This window comes from Tardiphaga robiniae (genome assembly GCF_013359755.1).
GTDB lineage: Bacteria > Pseudomonadota > Alphaproteobacteria > Rhizobiales > Xanthobacteraceae > Tardiphaga > Tardiphaga robiniae.
Window position 1 is genome coordinate 148,113 of the sequence record NZ_JABMCJ010000091.1, and the last position, 15,957, is coordinate 164,069.

The 15,957-nt window shown below is 61.9% G+C and carries 10 protein-coding genes; 7 read left to right on the plus strand and 3 right to left on the minus strand.

Annotated features, from left to right (window positions below; translation table 11 throughout):
- The first annotated feature begins 86 nt into the window (after positions 1 to 86).
- Complete coding sequence (gene parC / locus HP556_RS21805) at positions 87 to 2,345, plus strand: DNA topoisomerase IV subunit A (protein ID WP_175368502.1); 2,259 nt, start codon at positions 87 to 89, stop codon at positions 2,343 to 2,345.
- Between the two features lie 11 nt (positions 2,346 to 2,356).
- Positions 2,357 to 2,704: an arsenate reductase (glutaredoxin) gene (gene arsC / locus HP556_RS21810; protein ID WP_120292124.1), complete on the plus strand. Its 348-nt coding sequence runs from the start codon at positions 2,357 to 2,359 to the stop codon at positions 2,702 to 2,704.
- A gap of 175 nt (positions 2,705 to 2,879) precedes the next feature.
- Here arsC and HP556_RS21815 read toward each other — a convergent pair whose 3' ends face one another.
- Positions 2,880 to 3,848, minus strand: coding sequence for an amidohydrolase family protein (locus tag HP556_RS21815; RefSeq protein WP_175368503.1), 969 nt, complete (start codon positions 3,846 to 3,848; stop codon positions 2,880 to 2,882).
- Between the two features lie 424 nt (positions 3,849 to 4,272).
- Here HP556_RS21815 and HP556_RS21820 point away from each other — a divergent pair, with 424 nt between their 5' ends.
- On the plus strand, positions 4,273 to 5,751 hold the full coding sequence (locus HP556_RS21820; protein ID WP_175368504.1) for an MmgE/PrpD family protein: 1,479 nt from the start codon (positions 4,273 to 4,275) through the stop codon (positions 5,749 to 5,751).
- Between the two features lie 142 nt (positions 5,752 to 5,893).
- Entirely contained in the window at positions 5,894 to 7,354 is a 1,461-nt protein-coding gene (locus HP556_RS21825) for an MmgE/PrpD family protein (protein ID WP_175368505.1), read from the plus strand.
- A 29-nt stretch (positions 7,355 to 7,383) separates the two neighbouring features.
- Here HP556_RS21825 and HP556_RS21830 read toward each other — a convergent pair whose 3' ends face one another.
- Positions 7,384 to 8,685: a hemolysin family protein gene (locus HP556_RS21830; protein WP_120292132.1), complete on the minus strand. Its 1,302-nt coding sequence runs from the start codon at positions 8,683 to 8,685 to the stop codon at positions 7,384 to 7,386.
- Between the two features lie 387 nt (positions 8,686 to 9,072).
- On the opposite strand from HP556_RS21830, the gene HP556_RS21835 reads away from it, so the two are divergent.
- From HP556_RS21835 to HP556_RS21845, 3 genes are read left to right on the plus strand one after another with little or no spacing between them, the layout of a single operon-like run.
- Positions 9,073 to 10,221 carry an efflux RND transporter periplasmic adaptor subunit gene (locus HP556_RS21835; RefSeq protein ID WP_420878688.1) on the plus strand — a complete coding sequence of 383 codons (1,149 nt, stop codon included), beginning with the start codon at positions 9,073 to 9,075 and terminating at the stop codon, positions 10,219 to 10,221.
- Positions 10,218 to 13,385, plus strand: a complete 3,168-nt coding sequence (locus HP556_RS21840) for an efflux RND transporter permease subunit (RefSeq protein WP_093761422.1) — start codon at positions 10,218 to 10,220, stop codon at positions 13,383 to 13,385. The genes HP556_RS21835 and HP556_RS21840 overlap by 4 nt, the downstream gene beginning before the upstream one ends.
- Positions 13,386 to 13,436: 51 nt before the next feature.
- Entirely contained in the window at positions 13,437 to 14,699 is a 1,263-nt protein-coding gene (locus HP556_RS21845) for an adenylate/guanylate cyclase domain-containing protein (protein ID WP_175368506.1), read from the plus strand.
- On the opposite strand, the gene HP556_RS21850 is transcribed toward HP556_RS21845, so the two are convergent.
- Positions 14,696 to 15,922, minus strand: a complete 1,227-nt coding sequence (locus HP556_RS21850) for a multidrug effflux MFS transporter (protein ID WP_246297846.1) — start codon at positions 15,920 to 15,922, stop codon at positions 14,696 to 14,698. The genes HP556_RS21845 and HP556_RS21850 overlap by 4 nt on opposite strands.
- Positions 15,923 to 15,957 lie beyond the last annotated feature (35 nt).

Here is a 15,957-nt window from a genome sequence, read left to right on the forward strand (position 1 = left end):
GAGGGCGCCCCGATATCGATGGAACTTGATCGGTGGCGCGTGATTCATTTCTTGCCCGATTCGCCGGGAGGCGCTAACCCCTCGCCATGGGAAAAAGACTGATTCCGCCGGAGCCGGCTGAAATTCACGAAGTGCAACTGCGGGACGCGCTCGAGGAGCGCTATCTCGCTTATGCGCTGTCAACGATCATGCATCGGGCGCTGCCGGATGCGCGGGACGGCTTGAAGCCGGTTCACCGCCGCATCCTCTATGGCATGCGCCTGCTGCGGCTCGACCCGGGTACGCCGTTCAAGAAATCCGCCAAGATCGTCGGCGACGTGATGGGCTCGTTCCATCCGCATGGCGACCAGTCGATCTATGACGCGCTGGTGCGCCTCGCGCAGGATTTCTCGTCGCGCTACCCGCTGGTCGACGGCCAAGGCAATTTCGGCAATATCGACGGCGATAGCGCGGCAGCCTATCGTTATACCGAAGCCCGCATGACCGATGTCGCGCGGCTGCTGCTCGAAGGCATCGACGAAGACGCGGTCGAGCTGCGCCCGAATTACGACGGCCAGACCAAGGAGCCGGCCGTGCTGCCGGGCGGTTTCCCGAACCTGTTGGCCAATGGCGCGCAGGGCATCGCGGTCGGCATGGCCACCTCGATCCCGCCGCACAACGTCGCCGAACTCTGCGACGCCGCGCTGCATCTGATCGACAAGCCCGACGCCAAATCGAAATCGCTGATGCGCTGGGTGAAAGGTCCGGACTTCCCGACCGGCGGCATCATCGTCGATTCCAAGGAAAGCATCGCCGAAGCCTATATGACCGGGCGCGGTTCGTTCCGCACCCGCGCCAAGTGGCATGTAGAAGAGGGCGTCCGGGGTGCCTGGAATGTCGTGGTCACCGAGATTCCATGGTTGGTGCAGAAGTCGCGGCTGATCGAGAAGATCGCCGAGCTGCTCAACGACAAGAAGCTGCCGCTGATCGGTGACATCCGCGACGAGTCCGCCGAAGACATCCGCGTCGTCATCGAACCGAAGACACGCAATGTAGATGCCGGCCTGGTGATGGAGTCGCTGTTCAAGCTCACCGAGCTCGAAAGCAAGATTCCGCTGAATCTCAACGTGCTGGTCAAGGGCCGCATCCCCAAGGTGCTCGGCCTCGCCGAGTGCCTGCGCGAATGGCTCGACCATCTGCGCGACGTGCTGCTGCGTCGCTCCAACTTCCGCAAGAACCAGATCGAACATCGGCTGGAAGTGCTCGGCGGTTACCTGATCGCCTATCTCAATATCGATGAAGTCATCCGGATCATCCGCACTGAGGATGAGCCGAAGCCGGCGTTGATGAAGGCGTTCAGCCTCACCGAATTGCAGGCCGAGTCGATCCTGAACATGCGGCTGCGCTCTTTGCGCAAGCTCGAAGAATTCGAGATCAGGAAAGAAGACAAGGAGCTCCGCGCGGAGCTCAAGGGCATCAACGCGATCCTGAAGTCCGAAACCGAGCAGTGGGCCAAGGTCGGCGAGCAGGTCCGCAAGGTGCGCGACATCTTCGGGCCGAAGACGCCGCTCGGCAAACGCCGCACGGTGTTCGCCGATGCGCCGGAGCACGATCTCGCAGCCCTCGAAGAGTCGCTGGTCGAGCGCGAGCCCGTCACGGTCGTGATTTCCGAGAAGGGCTGGGTCCGCACGCTGAAGGGCCAGGTTGCGGATCTCTCCAACCTGACCTTCAAGACCGACGACAAGCTCGACAAGGCGTTCTTTGCCGAGACGACTTCAAAGCTGATGCTGCTGGCCACCAATGGCCGATTCTACTCGCTCGACGTCTCGAAGCTGCCGGGCGGTCGCGGCCATGGCGAGCCGATCCGCCTGTTCATCGACATGGAGGGCGATGCCGCCATCGTCTCGATGTTCGTGCACAAGGGCGGCCGCAAGTTCCTGATTGCCAGCCATGACGGTCAGGGCTTCCTCGTCAATGAGGACGACTGCGTCGGCACCACCCGCAAGGGCAAGCAGGTGCTGAATGTCGAGATGCCGAACGAGGCGCGGGCGCTGACGGTGGTCGGCGAAGGCAGCGATCAGGTCGCTGTCATCGGCACCAACCACAAGATGGTGATCTTCCCGCTCGACCAGGTGCCCGAAATGGCGCGTGGCCGCGGTGTGCGGCTGCAAAAATACACCAGCGCAGGCCTGTCGGATGTCACCACTTTCGTGGCCAAGGAAGGCCTGACCTGGAAGGACTCGTCCGACCGCGAGCATCGCCTGACCTGGAAGGAACTGGCCGACTGGCGCGGCAATCGCGCGGACGCCGGCCGTCTCGCGACCGGTCTGCCGAAGTCGAACAAGTTCGGCCGGGTGATCGAGTAATCTCGCGCGTTATGACGGTCACCATCTTCCACAATCCCTCCTGCGGGACATCGCGCAATACGCTCGCGATGATCCGTCAGAGTGGGATCGAGCCGGTGGTGATCGACTATCTCAAGATGCCGCCGGATCCCGCCCGGCTGGTTGCGCTCATCGGCGCCATGGGCGGAGGCGTTCGGGCGCTGTTACGTGAGAAGGAAAGTGTCTATGGCGAGCTTGGGCTTGTTGATCCCACGCTCGGCGATGACGCACTGATCGACGCGATCATCGCGCATCCGATCCTGATGAACCGACCCATCGTCGAGACGCCGAAGGGCACGCGATTGTGCCGGCCGGCAGATGTGGTGCTGGAGCTGCTCTAGGGATCCAACTCGCCGATCAAACGACGGCCCCATCCTGAGGAACCGCGCTCTTGCGCGGCGTTTCGAAGGACGGCGGCAAGGTTGGCGTCAACGAGTCCATGGTTCGAGACGAGCGCAAAGGGCGCGCCCCTCACCATGAGGGCTGCAGATCTCGGCGCCAGACGGGCCGCGGCAATTACGTCACCGGCGCGAACTTGAACAGCTTCTCTGGGTTGGTCACCAGCAGTTTGCGTTGAACCGCAGGATCCGGCGCGTAAAGCGGGATCAGATCCACGAGCGTGCCGTCATTGGGCATGATCTTGACATTCGGATGCGGCCAGTCGGTGCCCCACAACACGCGGTCCGGCGCATTGTCGATCAACTGCTTCGCGAACGGCACGGAGTCGTGGAATGGCGCTGCGCCAGCCGAGGCGCGTTCGAGACCTGTAATTTTCATCCAGCACTTATCGTCGCTGGCCTGCAGATCGAGCAGTGCCTTGAATTCGGGATCGTCGAGGCCCTTGGCGGCGCTGATCGTCCCCATGTGATCGATCACGTAGGTCACCGGGAGCGCTTTCAGGATCGGCACGAACTCACGGACTGTGCCGGCTTCGAGATAAATGTCCACATGCCAGCCGATGGCGGCGACGCGGTCGACCAAAGTACGGAAGACCTTCATGTCGCCGACGCCGCCAAGTCGTTTGAGGAAGGCGAAGCGGCAGGCGCGGATGCCGCCTGTGTCGAGCGCCATGAGATCGGCTTCCGACATGCTGTTGTTCACATTGGCGACGCCCCTGTACTTGCCGCCGCTCTGCGCGATCGCGTCGATCACCACGCGGTTGTCAAACCCATGGACGGTCGCATTGACGATGACGGCGCGTTCGACGCCGATCGCTTCATGCAGCTTGCGAAACATCTCAAGCGGAGCGTCAGGCGGCGAGTAGGGGCGCTTGGGCGAGAACGGATACACCGCGGCAGGGCCAAAGATGTGTGTATGCGTATCGACGCTTCCGGCGGGCGCGCGGAATTTTGGAGGAATTGTATTGAGATCGGGGCCTGCAATGGCGGGGATTGCGGGTTCGTCGGCAGCCTGCGCTATTCGGCTTCCAATCACATTTGTGAGGCCAAGTGATGCCATCGCGGCCAGAACGTCACGTCGGTGCATTTAGTCTCCTTGCGTCTGCATGCGCTGCGCATGCGCCAGACGTGAATCATCGATGCATGTGTCGCCGTAGAGCGGCACCTGCAAATTTGTTGGCTGTCGAAACGATATATGTCTCTGCGGGAATGCGAGCGGCGCTCATGGCCGGACGATGAATCTCTGCAGCGTTTTCACCCTGAAAGTTATTTGTTGAAATCCAGAGCGCGCATGACGTGCAACGGAAACAGAACGCATTAAAGCTAGTGGGGGTGAATTTATGAAACAAATGAGAAATTCGGGATAATAGCGCTATCTCGTGCATATATTGCAAATCCGTAAGGTCGCCTGAGTTCGAACTGCTTGCTATCGAATTGTAACAGGCGTATCGCCGCAGCCCGATGAAGCGGCGCGTCGATCGCGCGAAGAATGATAGTTCGGAGGAAATCCCATGGCGTACACCAATCGCAGGACCGTCTTGCAGGCAGCTGCTGCGCTCCCGGCTCTGGCTGCAGCGGGGCGTGGTGCCTTGGCTGCGGAGCCAGCTGCCAGTGAAGCGCCGAAGAAAGCCGCATCGGTTGCTCCGCCGCATGTGACGCAGATTCTCGCCCACTACATCGTCAACGCCAAATACGATGACCTTCCGGCAAGTGTCCGTAAGGAAGGCGTGCGCACGCTGTTGAACTGGGTCGGTGTCGCCATAGGCGGTTCGCATCATCAGACGGTGGACATCGCGGCGTCGGCGCTGGCGCCATTCTCCGGTCCGGCGAAGGCCTCGCTGTTCGGGCGCAACGAACGCTTCGACATCATGAACGCCGCTTTCATCAATGGTGTCTCGAGTCACATCTTCGATTATGACGACACCCATCTGAAGACGATCATTCATCCGGCTGGTCCAGTCGCATCTGCGATTCTGGCGATTGCGGAAATGAAGCCGGTGTCCGGCAAGGATTTCCTCAATGCGCTGGTGCTCGGTATCGAGACCGAATGCCGGATCGGCAATGCCGTTTATCCGAACCACTATGACGTCGGCTGGCACATCACCGGCACCGCCGGCGTATTTGGCTCGGCCGCCGCGGCTGGCAAGCTGCTAGGTCTTAACGAACAGCAGATGATCTGGGCGCTGGGGCTCGCGGCCTCGCAGCCTGTCGGCCTGCGGGAGTCCTTTGGTTCGATGAACAAGAGCTTCAATCCTGGCCGTGCTGCCAGCAACGGCATCTTTGCCGCTATCCTTGCGTCAAAGAATTACACCAGCTCCGATGGCATGATCGAGGCCAAGCGCGGCTGGGCCAATGCCATCAGCACCAAGCAGGACTATGCCGAGATCACCGAGGGGCTCGGCAAGCGTTACGAGTCAGCGCTCAACACCTACAAGCCGTTTGCCTGCGGCATCGTCCTGCATCCGCTGATCGACGCGGCGATCCAGCTCAGGAATGAGAACAAGCTGACGCCGGATATGATCAAGCAGGTCGACGTGAGGGTTCATCCGCTGGTGCTCGAATTGACCGGCAAGAAGACCCCCAGGGAGGGGCTCGAAGGAAAATTCAGCGTCTACCATGCGGTTGCCATCGCCTTTATCGAAGGCGCCGGCGGCGAGAAGCAGTTCAGCGATGGGGCGGTGCGCGACGCGAAGACGATCGAATTGCGCGGCAAAGTCGTTCCGACTGTCGATCAATCGATCAAGCCGGAACAGGTCGAGATGTCCGTCGAGTTGAATGACGGGCGCGTGCTCAAGAAGCGGATCGAGCACGCCATCGGCAGCCTCGAGAAGCCCATGAGCGATGCCGATCTCGAACGCAAATTCAAGGATCTCGCTGAAGGAATCCTGCCGCACAAGCAGGCGGCAAAGGTCATGGAGCTGTGCTGGAAGGTGGAGGGCTCGGCGAGCGCCGGAGATATTGCAAGGGCAGGCGCGCGATCCACTGCCTGACAGCCGTTGCCCGCGATGAAGCATTGAGGCCTTCGCGAGGTGGCCTGAACATACGTCAATCGTCACGCCGTCAGTATTGTGAGCAGAAACCTCGTCGCATCCCTCCAGCGAGCCTTGCGGCCAACACTCCTTAAAGGATGACATGTCCCAGCGTCGTACGCCTTCACGCCGTCGCGTTCTCCAGTCTGCCAGTGCTCTCGCCGCATTAACGCTTTCGCCGTCCATCATTCGCAAGGCTGCAGCAGCGGATGCGGATGTCACCGGGCGTCTTGCGCGCTACATGGTTTCGACGCGCGACAAGGCGCTTCCTGATGTGGTGATGACGGAATGCAAACACCGCATTCTCGATACGTTCGGCGCGATGGTCTCCGGTGCGCGGATGCATCCGGGCGAGATGGCCCTGAAATATGTTCGCGGGCTCGGCGGCGAACAGCAGGCGTCGGTGATCGGATCCAGTTTCCGCACTACCGCCGTCAACGCCGCGCTGGCCAATGCCATGTGCGCGCATGCGGACGAGACCGATGATTTCGAGCCGGTCACCAAGGCGCATCCGGGAAGCGCTGTGGTGCCGTCCGCGCTGGCGATGGCGGAAAAGGAAGGTGGCCGGTCGGGCATCGAATTCATTCGGGCCGTGACGCTCGGATATGATCTCACTTGCCGGCTGCTGATGGCGCTTGGACCGGATCTCGTCCGTGGTTCGCACCGCAGTGCGGAGGGGACCAGCTCCACCTTCGGTTCTCTGGGTGCAGCGGCGTCGCTGGCTCGGCTGGACGAGAAGGGTATGCGTTATGCGATCTCCTATTCCTCGCAGCAGGTGGCTGGTCTGTGGAGCTGGGTGAAGGACGAGGATCACGTCGAGAAGGCTTTCGACTTCGCGGGCATGGGCGCCCGCAACGGCCTGACCGCCGTGACCATGGTTCAGGCCGATTTGACCGGCGTTCATGACGTCCTCGATGGCACGCATAACCTGTTCATTGCGCTGTCCACGGATCCGAAGCCGGAAGAGATGCTCGCCGGTCTCGGCAGCCGCTTCTACGTCACTGAAACGGCGATCAAGACATTCTCCGTCGGCTATCCGATCCAGTCGCCGCTCGACGCCATCCTGACCCTACGCAAGCAGAACGGCCTGACGCCGGGCAATGTGAAGAGCATCCTCGTCAAGATTCCGACCGATGCGACGGGGATCGTCGGCACCAGCGCGATGCCCGACGTCAACTGCCCGCATCTGGTGGCGGTCGCGCTCGTCAAGGGTGCCGTGTCGTTCGTCGACAGCCATGACCAGGCGCTGATGAGGGATTCCAAGATCCTTGAGCAGCGCGCCAAGGTAACCGTGGTCGGTGATAAGGCCCTGATGGATCCGGCCGCGCCGCGCGGCGCTATCGTCGAGGTGGAGATGATGGATGGCAAGAAGGTGGAGCACTTCACCAAGTTCCCGCCCGGGACGAAGGAAAATCCGCTGAGCACCGACGCCGTCAGTGCGAAGACCCGTGACTTGATCGCGCCGGTTCTCGGGGCCGAAAAGGCGAAGAAGCTGATCGATCAGATCAACAATCTGGAGAAGGTCAAGGATATCCGCTCGCTGCGGCCACTGTTCACGGGCTGATACCCGATACGCGAAGCGCTGCGATCAATTTACCCCAGCGCTTCTTCCTTGACGCGGCTCGCCAGCACCTTGTCGATGCGGCGGCCGTCGAGGTCCATGACCTCGAACCGCCAGGCATGCGAGACGATCTCGTCGCCGACCTCGGGAATCTTGCCGAACTCCTGCAACAGAAATCCTGCAAAGGTCTGATAGGGGCGCGACTGCGCGGGTAAGTCGATGCCGAGCAGGGCGGCGAACTCCACCGCGGGCATCCAGCCGGAGATGAGGTAGGAGCCGTCCTCGCGTTTGTGGAAGGCGACCTCGGCCGGGCCTTCCTCGGTGTGAAAGGCGCCGACGATCGACTCCAGAATATCCGCTGATGTCACCACCCCCTGGAACACGCCGTATTCATCATGCACGAGGCCGATATGGAATGGCGAGTCACGCAGGATCGCCACCACGTCGCGCGCATCGACCGTGTCGGGAATGACCGGAGCCTCGCGCACCAGCGCGCGGATGTCCGGCGTCTTGCCGCTCAAATACACATCGAGCAGATCCTTGGCCTGAACGATGCCGATGGCGGAATCGCCGTCGCCATCGAACACCGCAAAGCGCGAATGCGAGCTGCCCGCGAGTTCGGCCTGGATGGTCTCGATGGGATCGGCAAGATCGATCATCGCCACTTCATGGCGCGGTGTCATCACGGCGCCGACGGGCAGGTCGCCGAGGCGCATCACGCCTGCGATCATTTCCTTTTCGCCGGGCTCAAGCACGCCGGCGGTTTCCGCTTCGGTCACGAGCGTGCGGATTTCGTCTTCGCTGACCTTCTCCTCGGCTTCACCGCGCTGCCCAAGTAGAAACAGGATCGCCTTGCCGGAACGATCGAGCAGCCACACCAGCGGCAGCGAGATTTTTGCGAGCAGCACCATGGCGGGCGCAACGCGCACGGCTACGGCCTCGGGATCGCGCAACGCGATCTGCTTCGGCACGAGTTCGCCGATGATCAGCGAAGCGTAAGTAATGACCGATACGACGATGCCGACGCCGAGCGTATCGGCGAGGCCTTTCGATACGCCAAGGTCAAGCAACAATATCGTGAGGCGCTGGCCCAGCGTCGCACCGGAGAAGGCGCCCGACAATACGCCGATCAGCGTGATGCCGATCTGCACGGTGGAGAGGAACTTGCCGGGATCGGAGGCCAGCGCCAGAGCGCGGCGAGAGCCTGTCACACCTTTTTCAACCAAGGCGGCGAGGCGGGCAGGGCGGGAGGATACGATCGCCAGCTCAGACATTGCGAGCAGGCCGTTGACGACGATCAGGACCGCAACGATCCCGAGTTCGAGAGATAACACGCTCAATCCTTTTGGATGATGGGCAGGTATTATAGTCGATCCGCTTATCTCGCGCCATGGTGGCAAGTGGCGTTGCGACACTCCGCCGGGCGGGTTGAATTCCTCGGTGCGCCCATAGGTCGCTCCCCCGAACCGACGCCTTGCGCAGGCGCACGTCCCGCAGCAGGACGTTATTATAACGTCGGTATGACGCGAGGCGTCGCGTGGATGTGGCAAGACAATGGCCGCAGGATAGCAGCCTATTCGGGCATCAATTATTTCGCTTGATGTCGAATTGATATAGCGCATGATGACCGCCATATCGCGTGTCGTGGCGGGGGTCTGGTTTTGAAACATTCAATCAGTTTGTCGCGATCATATGACGTTGGAAATGTCTTTGCGTCGTGTTTGTCGGTCGTGACGCCTGTTGTGGCTTTTCTCCTGCTCGCTGGCTGCGGCAAGAAGGAAGAGGCCGCTGCACCTCCGCCGCCACCCGTCACAGTCGCCAATCCCACCAAGAAGGTCACGACCGACTGGGATGAATTCACCGGTCGCTTCGATGCGATCGAACAGGTGCAGATCCGTGCACGCGTAACCGGCTTCGTTACCAAGGTTGCTTTCACGGATGGTGCCGTCGTCAAGGCCGGCGATCTGCTGTACGAAATCGATCCGCGCCAGTATCAGGCTGCAGCGGAGCAGGCCCAGGGCCAGCTCGACGATGCCAAGGCCAAGGTCGTGCTGGCGGAGAAGGAGCTGGAGCGGGCCACCACGCTGATCAAGACCCAGGCGATCTCCGAGAATATCGTCGATCAACGCAGCCAGGCAATAGCGGCCGCGCAGGCCGCGACGCTGCAGGCCGAAGGTGCGCTGAAGCAAGCGCAACTCAATGTCGAATATACCAAGGTAGTCGCGCCGATCGCCGGCCGCGTCAGCCGTCATCTCGTGACAGTCGGCAACCTGGTGCAAGGCAGCGAGAGTGGCGCGACGCTGCTGACCTCGATCGTGTCGCTGAGCCCCATCTACGTCTATTTCGACACCGATGAAGCCACTTACGTCCGCAACAGCAAGCTGTGGTTTGAGGGCAAGCGGCCGAGCTCGCGCGATACGCCCAATCCCGTGCAGATCACGCTGGTCGGCGAAACCAAGCCGTCGCATGAAGGCAAGATGGATTTCCTCGACAATCGGCTCGATGTCGGCACCGGCACGCTGCGCGGCCGCGCCATTGTCGATAACAAGGACCTCTCCATCCTGCCTGGCCAGTTCGCCCGGGTCCGGGTCATTGCCAGCGGCGAATATGAAGCGCTGTTGATTCCTGATGCTGCGGTTGCCAACGACCAGTCACGCAAGATCGTGATGGTGGTGAAAGCCGATGACACGGTGGAGGCGCGGCCCGTGACACTCGGGCCGCTGGATGGCGGATTGCGGGTGATCAGGGAAGGGCTCAAACCCGACGATCGGGTAATCGTCGACGGGATTCAGCGCGCCCGTGTGGGCGCCAAGGTGGCGCCGAAGATGGCTGCCGCGACGCCCGCACCAGCAGCTGGCACAAAGCCATGAATCTGGGCAGCCTCTCCGTCAACCGGCCCATCCTGGCGATGGTGCTCTCCATTGTGCTGCTGATCGTCGGCGCGCTTGCTTACACGACCTTGCCGGTTGCGGAATATCCGCAGGTGGCGCCGCCGACCGTGGTCGTGACCACGCAATATCCCGGGGCATCGGCACAGACTGTGTCGGATACCGTCGCGACGCCGATCGAGCAGGAGATCAACGGCGTCGAGGACATGCTGTATATCTACAGCCAGGCCACCTCGAACGGCCAGCTCAACATCACCGTGACTTTCAAGCTCGGCACCGATCTGGATAAAGCCCAGGTGCTGGTGCAGAACCGCGTGGCCATCGCGCAGCCGCGGCTGCCGGAGGAGGTCCAGCGCAACGGCGTCGTCACCCGCAAGAACAGTCCCGACCTGATGATGGTCGTGTTCATGCTGTCGCCTAACGACACTTACGACCAGCTCTACATTTCGAATTACGCGCTGCGTCAGGTCCGCGATCCGCTCCTGCGCCTCGATGGCATCGGCGACATTACCATCTTCGGCGCGCGCGATTATTCGATGCGGCTGTGGCTGGATCCTGACAAGATTGCCACGCTGGGCATGACCGCAGGCGACGTGCTGACTGCCATCCGCGCGCAGAATTTGCAGATTGCGGGCGGCCAGGTCGCCGAGCCGCCGATTGCAGATCGCGCGTTTCAGCCTAACCTGACCTTCACCGGTCGTCTGAAGGAGCCGAGGCAGTTCGAGGACATCGTGCTGAAAGCGGGCGACGATGGCCGTCTGGTGCGTCTCCGCGATGTCGCGCGCGTCGAGATAGGCGCGCTGTCGTCGACCACCAACGGCTTCCTGCTGCGCAAGGAAGCGGTGGCCATGCTGGTCTATCAGCGTCCGGGTTCCAACGCGCTGGCGACCGCGAAAAACATCGAAGAGGAGATGAAGAAGCTCAAGGCCGATTTCCCGAAGGGGCTGGACTACAATATCGGCTACAACCCGACCGAATTCATCGCCCAGTCGGTTTCGGAGCTGATCAAGACTATCTATGAAGCTATGGTGCTGGTGGTCATCGTCGTGCTGGTGTTCCTGCAAGGCTGGCGACCGGCGATCATTCCCATCATCGCCATTCCGGTGTCGCTGGTCGGCACATTCGCCGTGATGGCCGCGCTGGGCTTCTCGATCAACAACCTTACTCTGTTCGGGCTTGTGCTCGCGGTCGGCATTGTCGTCGACGACGCCATCGTGGTGGTGGAGAATGTCGAGCGCCATCTCGGCGACGGCATGAGCCGGCGCGACGCGGCACTGCTGACCATGGACGAGGTCGGCGGCGCGCTGATCTCGATCGCGCTGGTGCTGTGTGCGGTCTTCGTGCCCACGGCATTTCTCGGCGGCATCTCCGGGCAGTTCTTCCAGCAATTCGCCATCACGATCGCGGTCGCAACGGCGATCTCATGCTTCTGTTCGCTGACGCTGTCGCCGGCACTGGCGTCGCTGATCCTGCAACCCCATCACGAGAAGAAACCGCCGGCGAGCTGGAATTTTCTGGCACGGGGATGGGCGGCGTTCACCGGCGTGTTCAATCGCGGTTTCGACCGCCTGTCGCATGCCTATGGCGGCCTCGCAGGCTTCGTTATCAAGCATTCAGCGCTGATGCTGATCTTGTATGTCGCCCTGATCGGCTCCGCTGGCTGGCTGCTCTACGCCACACCGCAAGGCTTCATTCCGGCGCAGGACCGTGGCTATGTCATCGTGGTTGCGCAATTGCCCGGTGCCTCATCACTGGCGCGCACGACGGCGATCGTCAAGCAGATCGAAGGCATCGTGCTGGATACGCCCGGTGTCGCGCGCATGCCGGCGCTGGCCGGCCTGTCCGGCGCGACCTTCACTCAGGCCGGCAATGCGGCCGCCATGTTCCCCGTGTTCGAGAATCCCGAGGAGCGCGCCAAGAAGGGGCTGAGCGCGGGAGCCATCACGGCTGAGTTGCGCAAGCGCCTCTCGGTGATCGAAGGCGCTTTCATCATCGTGCTGCCGCCACCCGCGGTGCCGGGTATCGGCACCGGCGGTGGTTTCGCCATGCGGATCGAGGATCGTCAGGGCAGGGGGCCGCAGCTGCTGGCCGCGGCGACCGATGAACTCGTCAATGCCGCGCGCCGGGCGCCGGGCCTGACGTCGGTGTTCTCGCCATTCTCCGCCAATACGCCGCAGGTGTTCGTCGATATCGACCGCCAGAAGGCGCAGATGCTCGGCGTGCCCATGCAGAACGTGACCGAGGCGATCGAGACCTATTTCGGCTCAACCTATGTCAACGATTTCAACATTCTCGGCCGTACATATCATGTCACCGCGCAGGCGGATTATCCGTTCCGCAAGGAAACGGCGGATCTGGCGCGGCTGCAGACCCGCAACAGCGCGGGCAACATGGTGATGCTGGGCAGTGTCGTGAATTTCAGCGACACGGCAGGTCCGGACCGCGTCGCGCGCTATAATCTCTATCCGTCGTCCGAGTTGCAAGGTGACACGCTGCCGGGCACCAGTTCGGCGACGGCGCTCACGACCATGAAGAAGCTCGCGGACGACACGCTGCCGAGCGGCTTTGCCTTCGAATGGACCGATCTGTCCTATCAGCAGTCCACCGGCGCGAATGCGGGTCTCTATATTTTCCCGATCTGCGTGCTGTTCGTGTTCCTGGTGCTGGCCGCGCAATATGGCAGCTGGACATTGCCGTTCACGATCATCCTGATCGTGCCGATGTGCCTGCTCGCGGCCACCATCGGCGTACGCATCATGGGGCAGGACATCAACATCCTCACCCAGATCGGTTTCGTCGTGCTGGTCGGCTTGGCGGCAAAGAATGCGATCCTGATCGTCGAGTTTGCCCGCGACATCGAGCAGGAAGGCCGCGACCAGCTCGAAGCCGTGATCGAGGCCTGCCGTTTGCGTATCCGCCCGATCCTGATGACGTCTTTCGCCTTCATTCTCGGCGTGCTGCCGCTGGTGATCTCGTCGGGCTCCGGCTCGGAGATGCGTCAGGCCGTCGGTGTCGCGGTATTCTTCGGCATGATCGGCGTCACGATCTTCGGCCTCGTTTTCACGCCGGTCTTCTACATCCTGATCCGGCGCCTGTTCCCCGGCTCCGTCGAGGTTCACGCCAAGAAGCAAGGCGCGCATGGTTAAAGCGCCGCAGGATGGGTTTCGCAAAGGCTCAACCCATCCTACAAGTGTCTCATGGAAACTGCCGCACGCATTGAACTGATGAGCTGGCTGGTCGGCGAGGGTCTGACCGGCCTTCCGGAAAACGACCTGATCCGCGGCTTCTGCGAGCGCTGCCGTGCGGGCGGCATCGATGTATCCCGTGGCCTCGTCTTCATTGACACGCTGCATCCGATCTTCGAGGGCCGTGGCTTCCGCTGGAACGACACGGCCAGCAACGAGAGCGACGTGTTCGAATACGGCTCGACCGAGATTGGCGAGGCCGCCGCGAACTGGCGACGATCGGTGTTCTTCCACATGCTGGAAGAGGGGCACGACGAATTGCGGCTCGATCTGCACGCGCCCGGGATCGCCGACCGCTTCTCGATGGTCAGCAGCTTGCAGGAAGGTGGTCACCGCCACGGCGCCGTGTTCCTGCACAAATTCGGCGAGGCTGGCTCGATGGGACAGATGGATTGCCTCTATTCGTATTGGGCTACGCGCCATGAAGACGGGTTCGACGAACGCCAGATGTCGGCGCTGCGCGAACTGGTGCCGATGCTCGGTCTCGCCATCAAGTCGGGAGCCCAGATGGAGATCGCGCGCACGCTTGGCCGCGTCTATCTCGGCCGCGATGCCGCCGAACAGGTTCTCCGCGGCAAGATCGCGCGAGGCGTCACTGAGCGTATCAATGCGGTGCTGTGGTTTTCTGACCTGCGCAATTCCACGGGGATCAGCGAGGCGATCGGACCGGACGAGATCATCCCGTTCTTGAATGACTATGCCGAAGCCTCGATCGCCGCGATCCATGATGTCGGCGGCGACGTGCTCAAACTTATCGGCGACGGTATTCTGGCGATGTTCACCGGCGACGACATGGTGAAGGCGAAGCGCAACGCCTTGCGCGCCGAACATCAGTTCCGCAAGAATATCGCCAAGCTGAATGCGAAACGACTAGCGGCGAACCGGCCGGTCACGACGGCCTATGTCGGTCTGCATGAGGGTGAGGTATTCTACGGCAATATCGGCAGCGACGAGCGGCTCGATTTCACCGTGGTTGGTCCCTCGGTCAATGAGGTGAGCCGCATCGCTTCCATGTGCTCGTCGGTCGATCGGCCGCTGCTGACCTCGTCCGCGTTCCAGGCCGGGCTTGACGCAGCTGGCCGCAAATATCTGGTCTCCACGGGCCGCTACGCCTTGCGCGGTATCGGCCGCGCGCAGGATCTCTACACGCTGGATCCCGAGATCGACAGCGACGAGGTCGTGCGCGGCGGCTATGAGCGCCATCTGGCGCGTTAGCTGACCGCAGTGGTTGGCTGGCGCATGGCGTAGAGTACGATAGCGATCAGGCAGGCTGCACCGAGAACGATGCCGAGCGCCAATGCGGCCTGCGGCACGATCGTGGCCGACAGGGATACGCCGATCGCGGCCCCCATCATCTGCCAGAAGCCGAGCAGTGCCGAGGCGGCGCCGGCATGGGTGCCGAACGGCGACAGCGCCTGCGCCGTGCCGAGCGGATTGACCACGCCCATGCCCAGCAGGAACACACAGGTCGCGGCGATGAAGGTGACGACGTTGCCGTGGAAGTAGGCGGTCGCGAACACCGCGATGCCGCCGATGAACGCGATCAGCAAGCCGTAGCGAATGGCCCGATCCAGTCCGAAGCGGGGGGCGAGGCGCGCGGCCAGCATGCCGGAGCCGAACACAACCAGTACGGTGCCCGCAAAGAACAGCCCGAGCGCAATCGGTGTGAAGCCGTAGCCCTCTATGAGAATGCGAGGTGTTGCGGAGAAGATCGAGAACAGTCCACCCATGATCAGGCCCACCGTGGCGGCCGGGATCAGGAAGTGGCGGTTCACCGAAAGCTTGAGATAGGTTGTACTGACGGCGAGCGGATTGAGCGGGATGCGCGTCGTGTTGTGGGTTTCGCCGAGCACCAGGACATAGCTGAGAGCCGACAACACAGCGAAGGCGCCGACGAAAACAAATTCTGAACGCCATCCGAAAAAATAATCGAGTCCGCCACCAAGCAGCGGGGAGAAACCAGGGGCTGCGGCCTGCGCGATCATCACCAAGGTGAGTGCGCGTGCCAGCGCGGCGCCGCTGAACAGGTCGCGGGCGATGGCGCGCGAGAGAACCGAGGTCGAACAGGCACCGGCGGCCTGGATCGCGCGGCCAACCAGTAGCGAAGGAAGATCAGTCGAGACGCCACACCAGATACTGCCGATGATGAAGACAGCGAAACCGGCCAGCACCGGCATGCGACGCCCGTAACGGTCGGAGATCGGCCCGACCAGCAATTGGCCAAGCGCGAAGACCAGCAAAAACACGGTGATCGATGCCGTAACCGCGGGCGTCGTTACCTGCAACGATACCGCCATCTGTGGCAGCGATGGCAGCAGAATGTTGGTCGCCAGGGTACCCATCGAGGCCAGCCCCGCGAGGACCGCGATCTGCAGTGCGGTGGAGGATGCTTCCTGCGGCGGAGTGTCTGCCATGGCGTCTGCCGTGCGGTCGGTCATATGATGATCCTCATTTATAAATGATGTACATCATA

Bases quoted from the DNA above. Each gene is read 5' to 3' on its own strand.
- HP556_RS21825 (WP_175368505.1), top strand. From the start codon at position 5,894: ATGTCCCAGCGTCGTACGCCTTCACGCCGTCGCGTTCTCCAGTCTGCC.
- arsC (WP_120292124.1), top strand. From the start codon at position 2,357: ATGACGGTCACCATCTTCCACAATCCCTCCTGCGGGACATCGCGCAAT.
- parC (WP_175368502.1), top strand. From the start codon at position 87: ATGGGAAAAAGACTGATTCCGCCGGAGCCGGCTGAAATTCACGAAGTG.
- HP556_RS21845 (WP_175368506.1), top strand. From the start codon at position 13,437: ATGGAAACTGCCGCACGCATTGAACTGATGAGCTGGCTGGTCGGCGAG.
- HP556_RS21850 (WP_246297846.1), bottom strand. From the start codon at position 15,922: ATGACCGACCGCACGGCAGACGCCATGGCAGACACTCCGCCGCAGGAA.
- HP556_RS21840 (WP_093761422.1), top strand. From the start codon at position 10,218: ATGAATCTGGGCAGCCTCTCCGTCAACCGGCCCATCCTGGCGATGGTG.
- HP556_RS21820 (WP_175368504.1), top strand. From the start codon at position 4,273: ATGGCGTACACCAATCGCAGGACCGTCTTGCAGGCAGCTGCTGCGCTC.
- HP556_RS21815 (WP_175368503.1), bottom strand. From the start codon at position 3,848: ATGCACCGACGTGACGTTCTGGCCGCGATGGCATCACTTGGCCTCACA.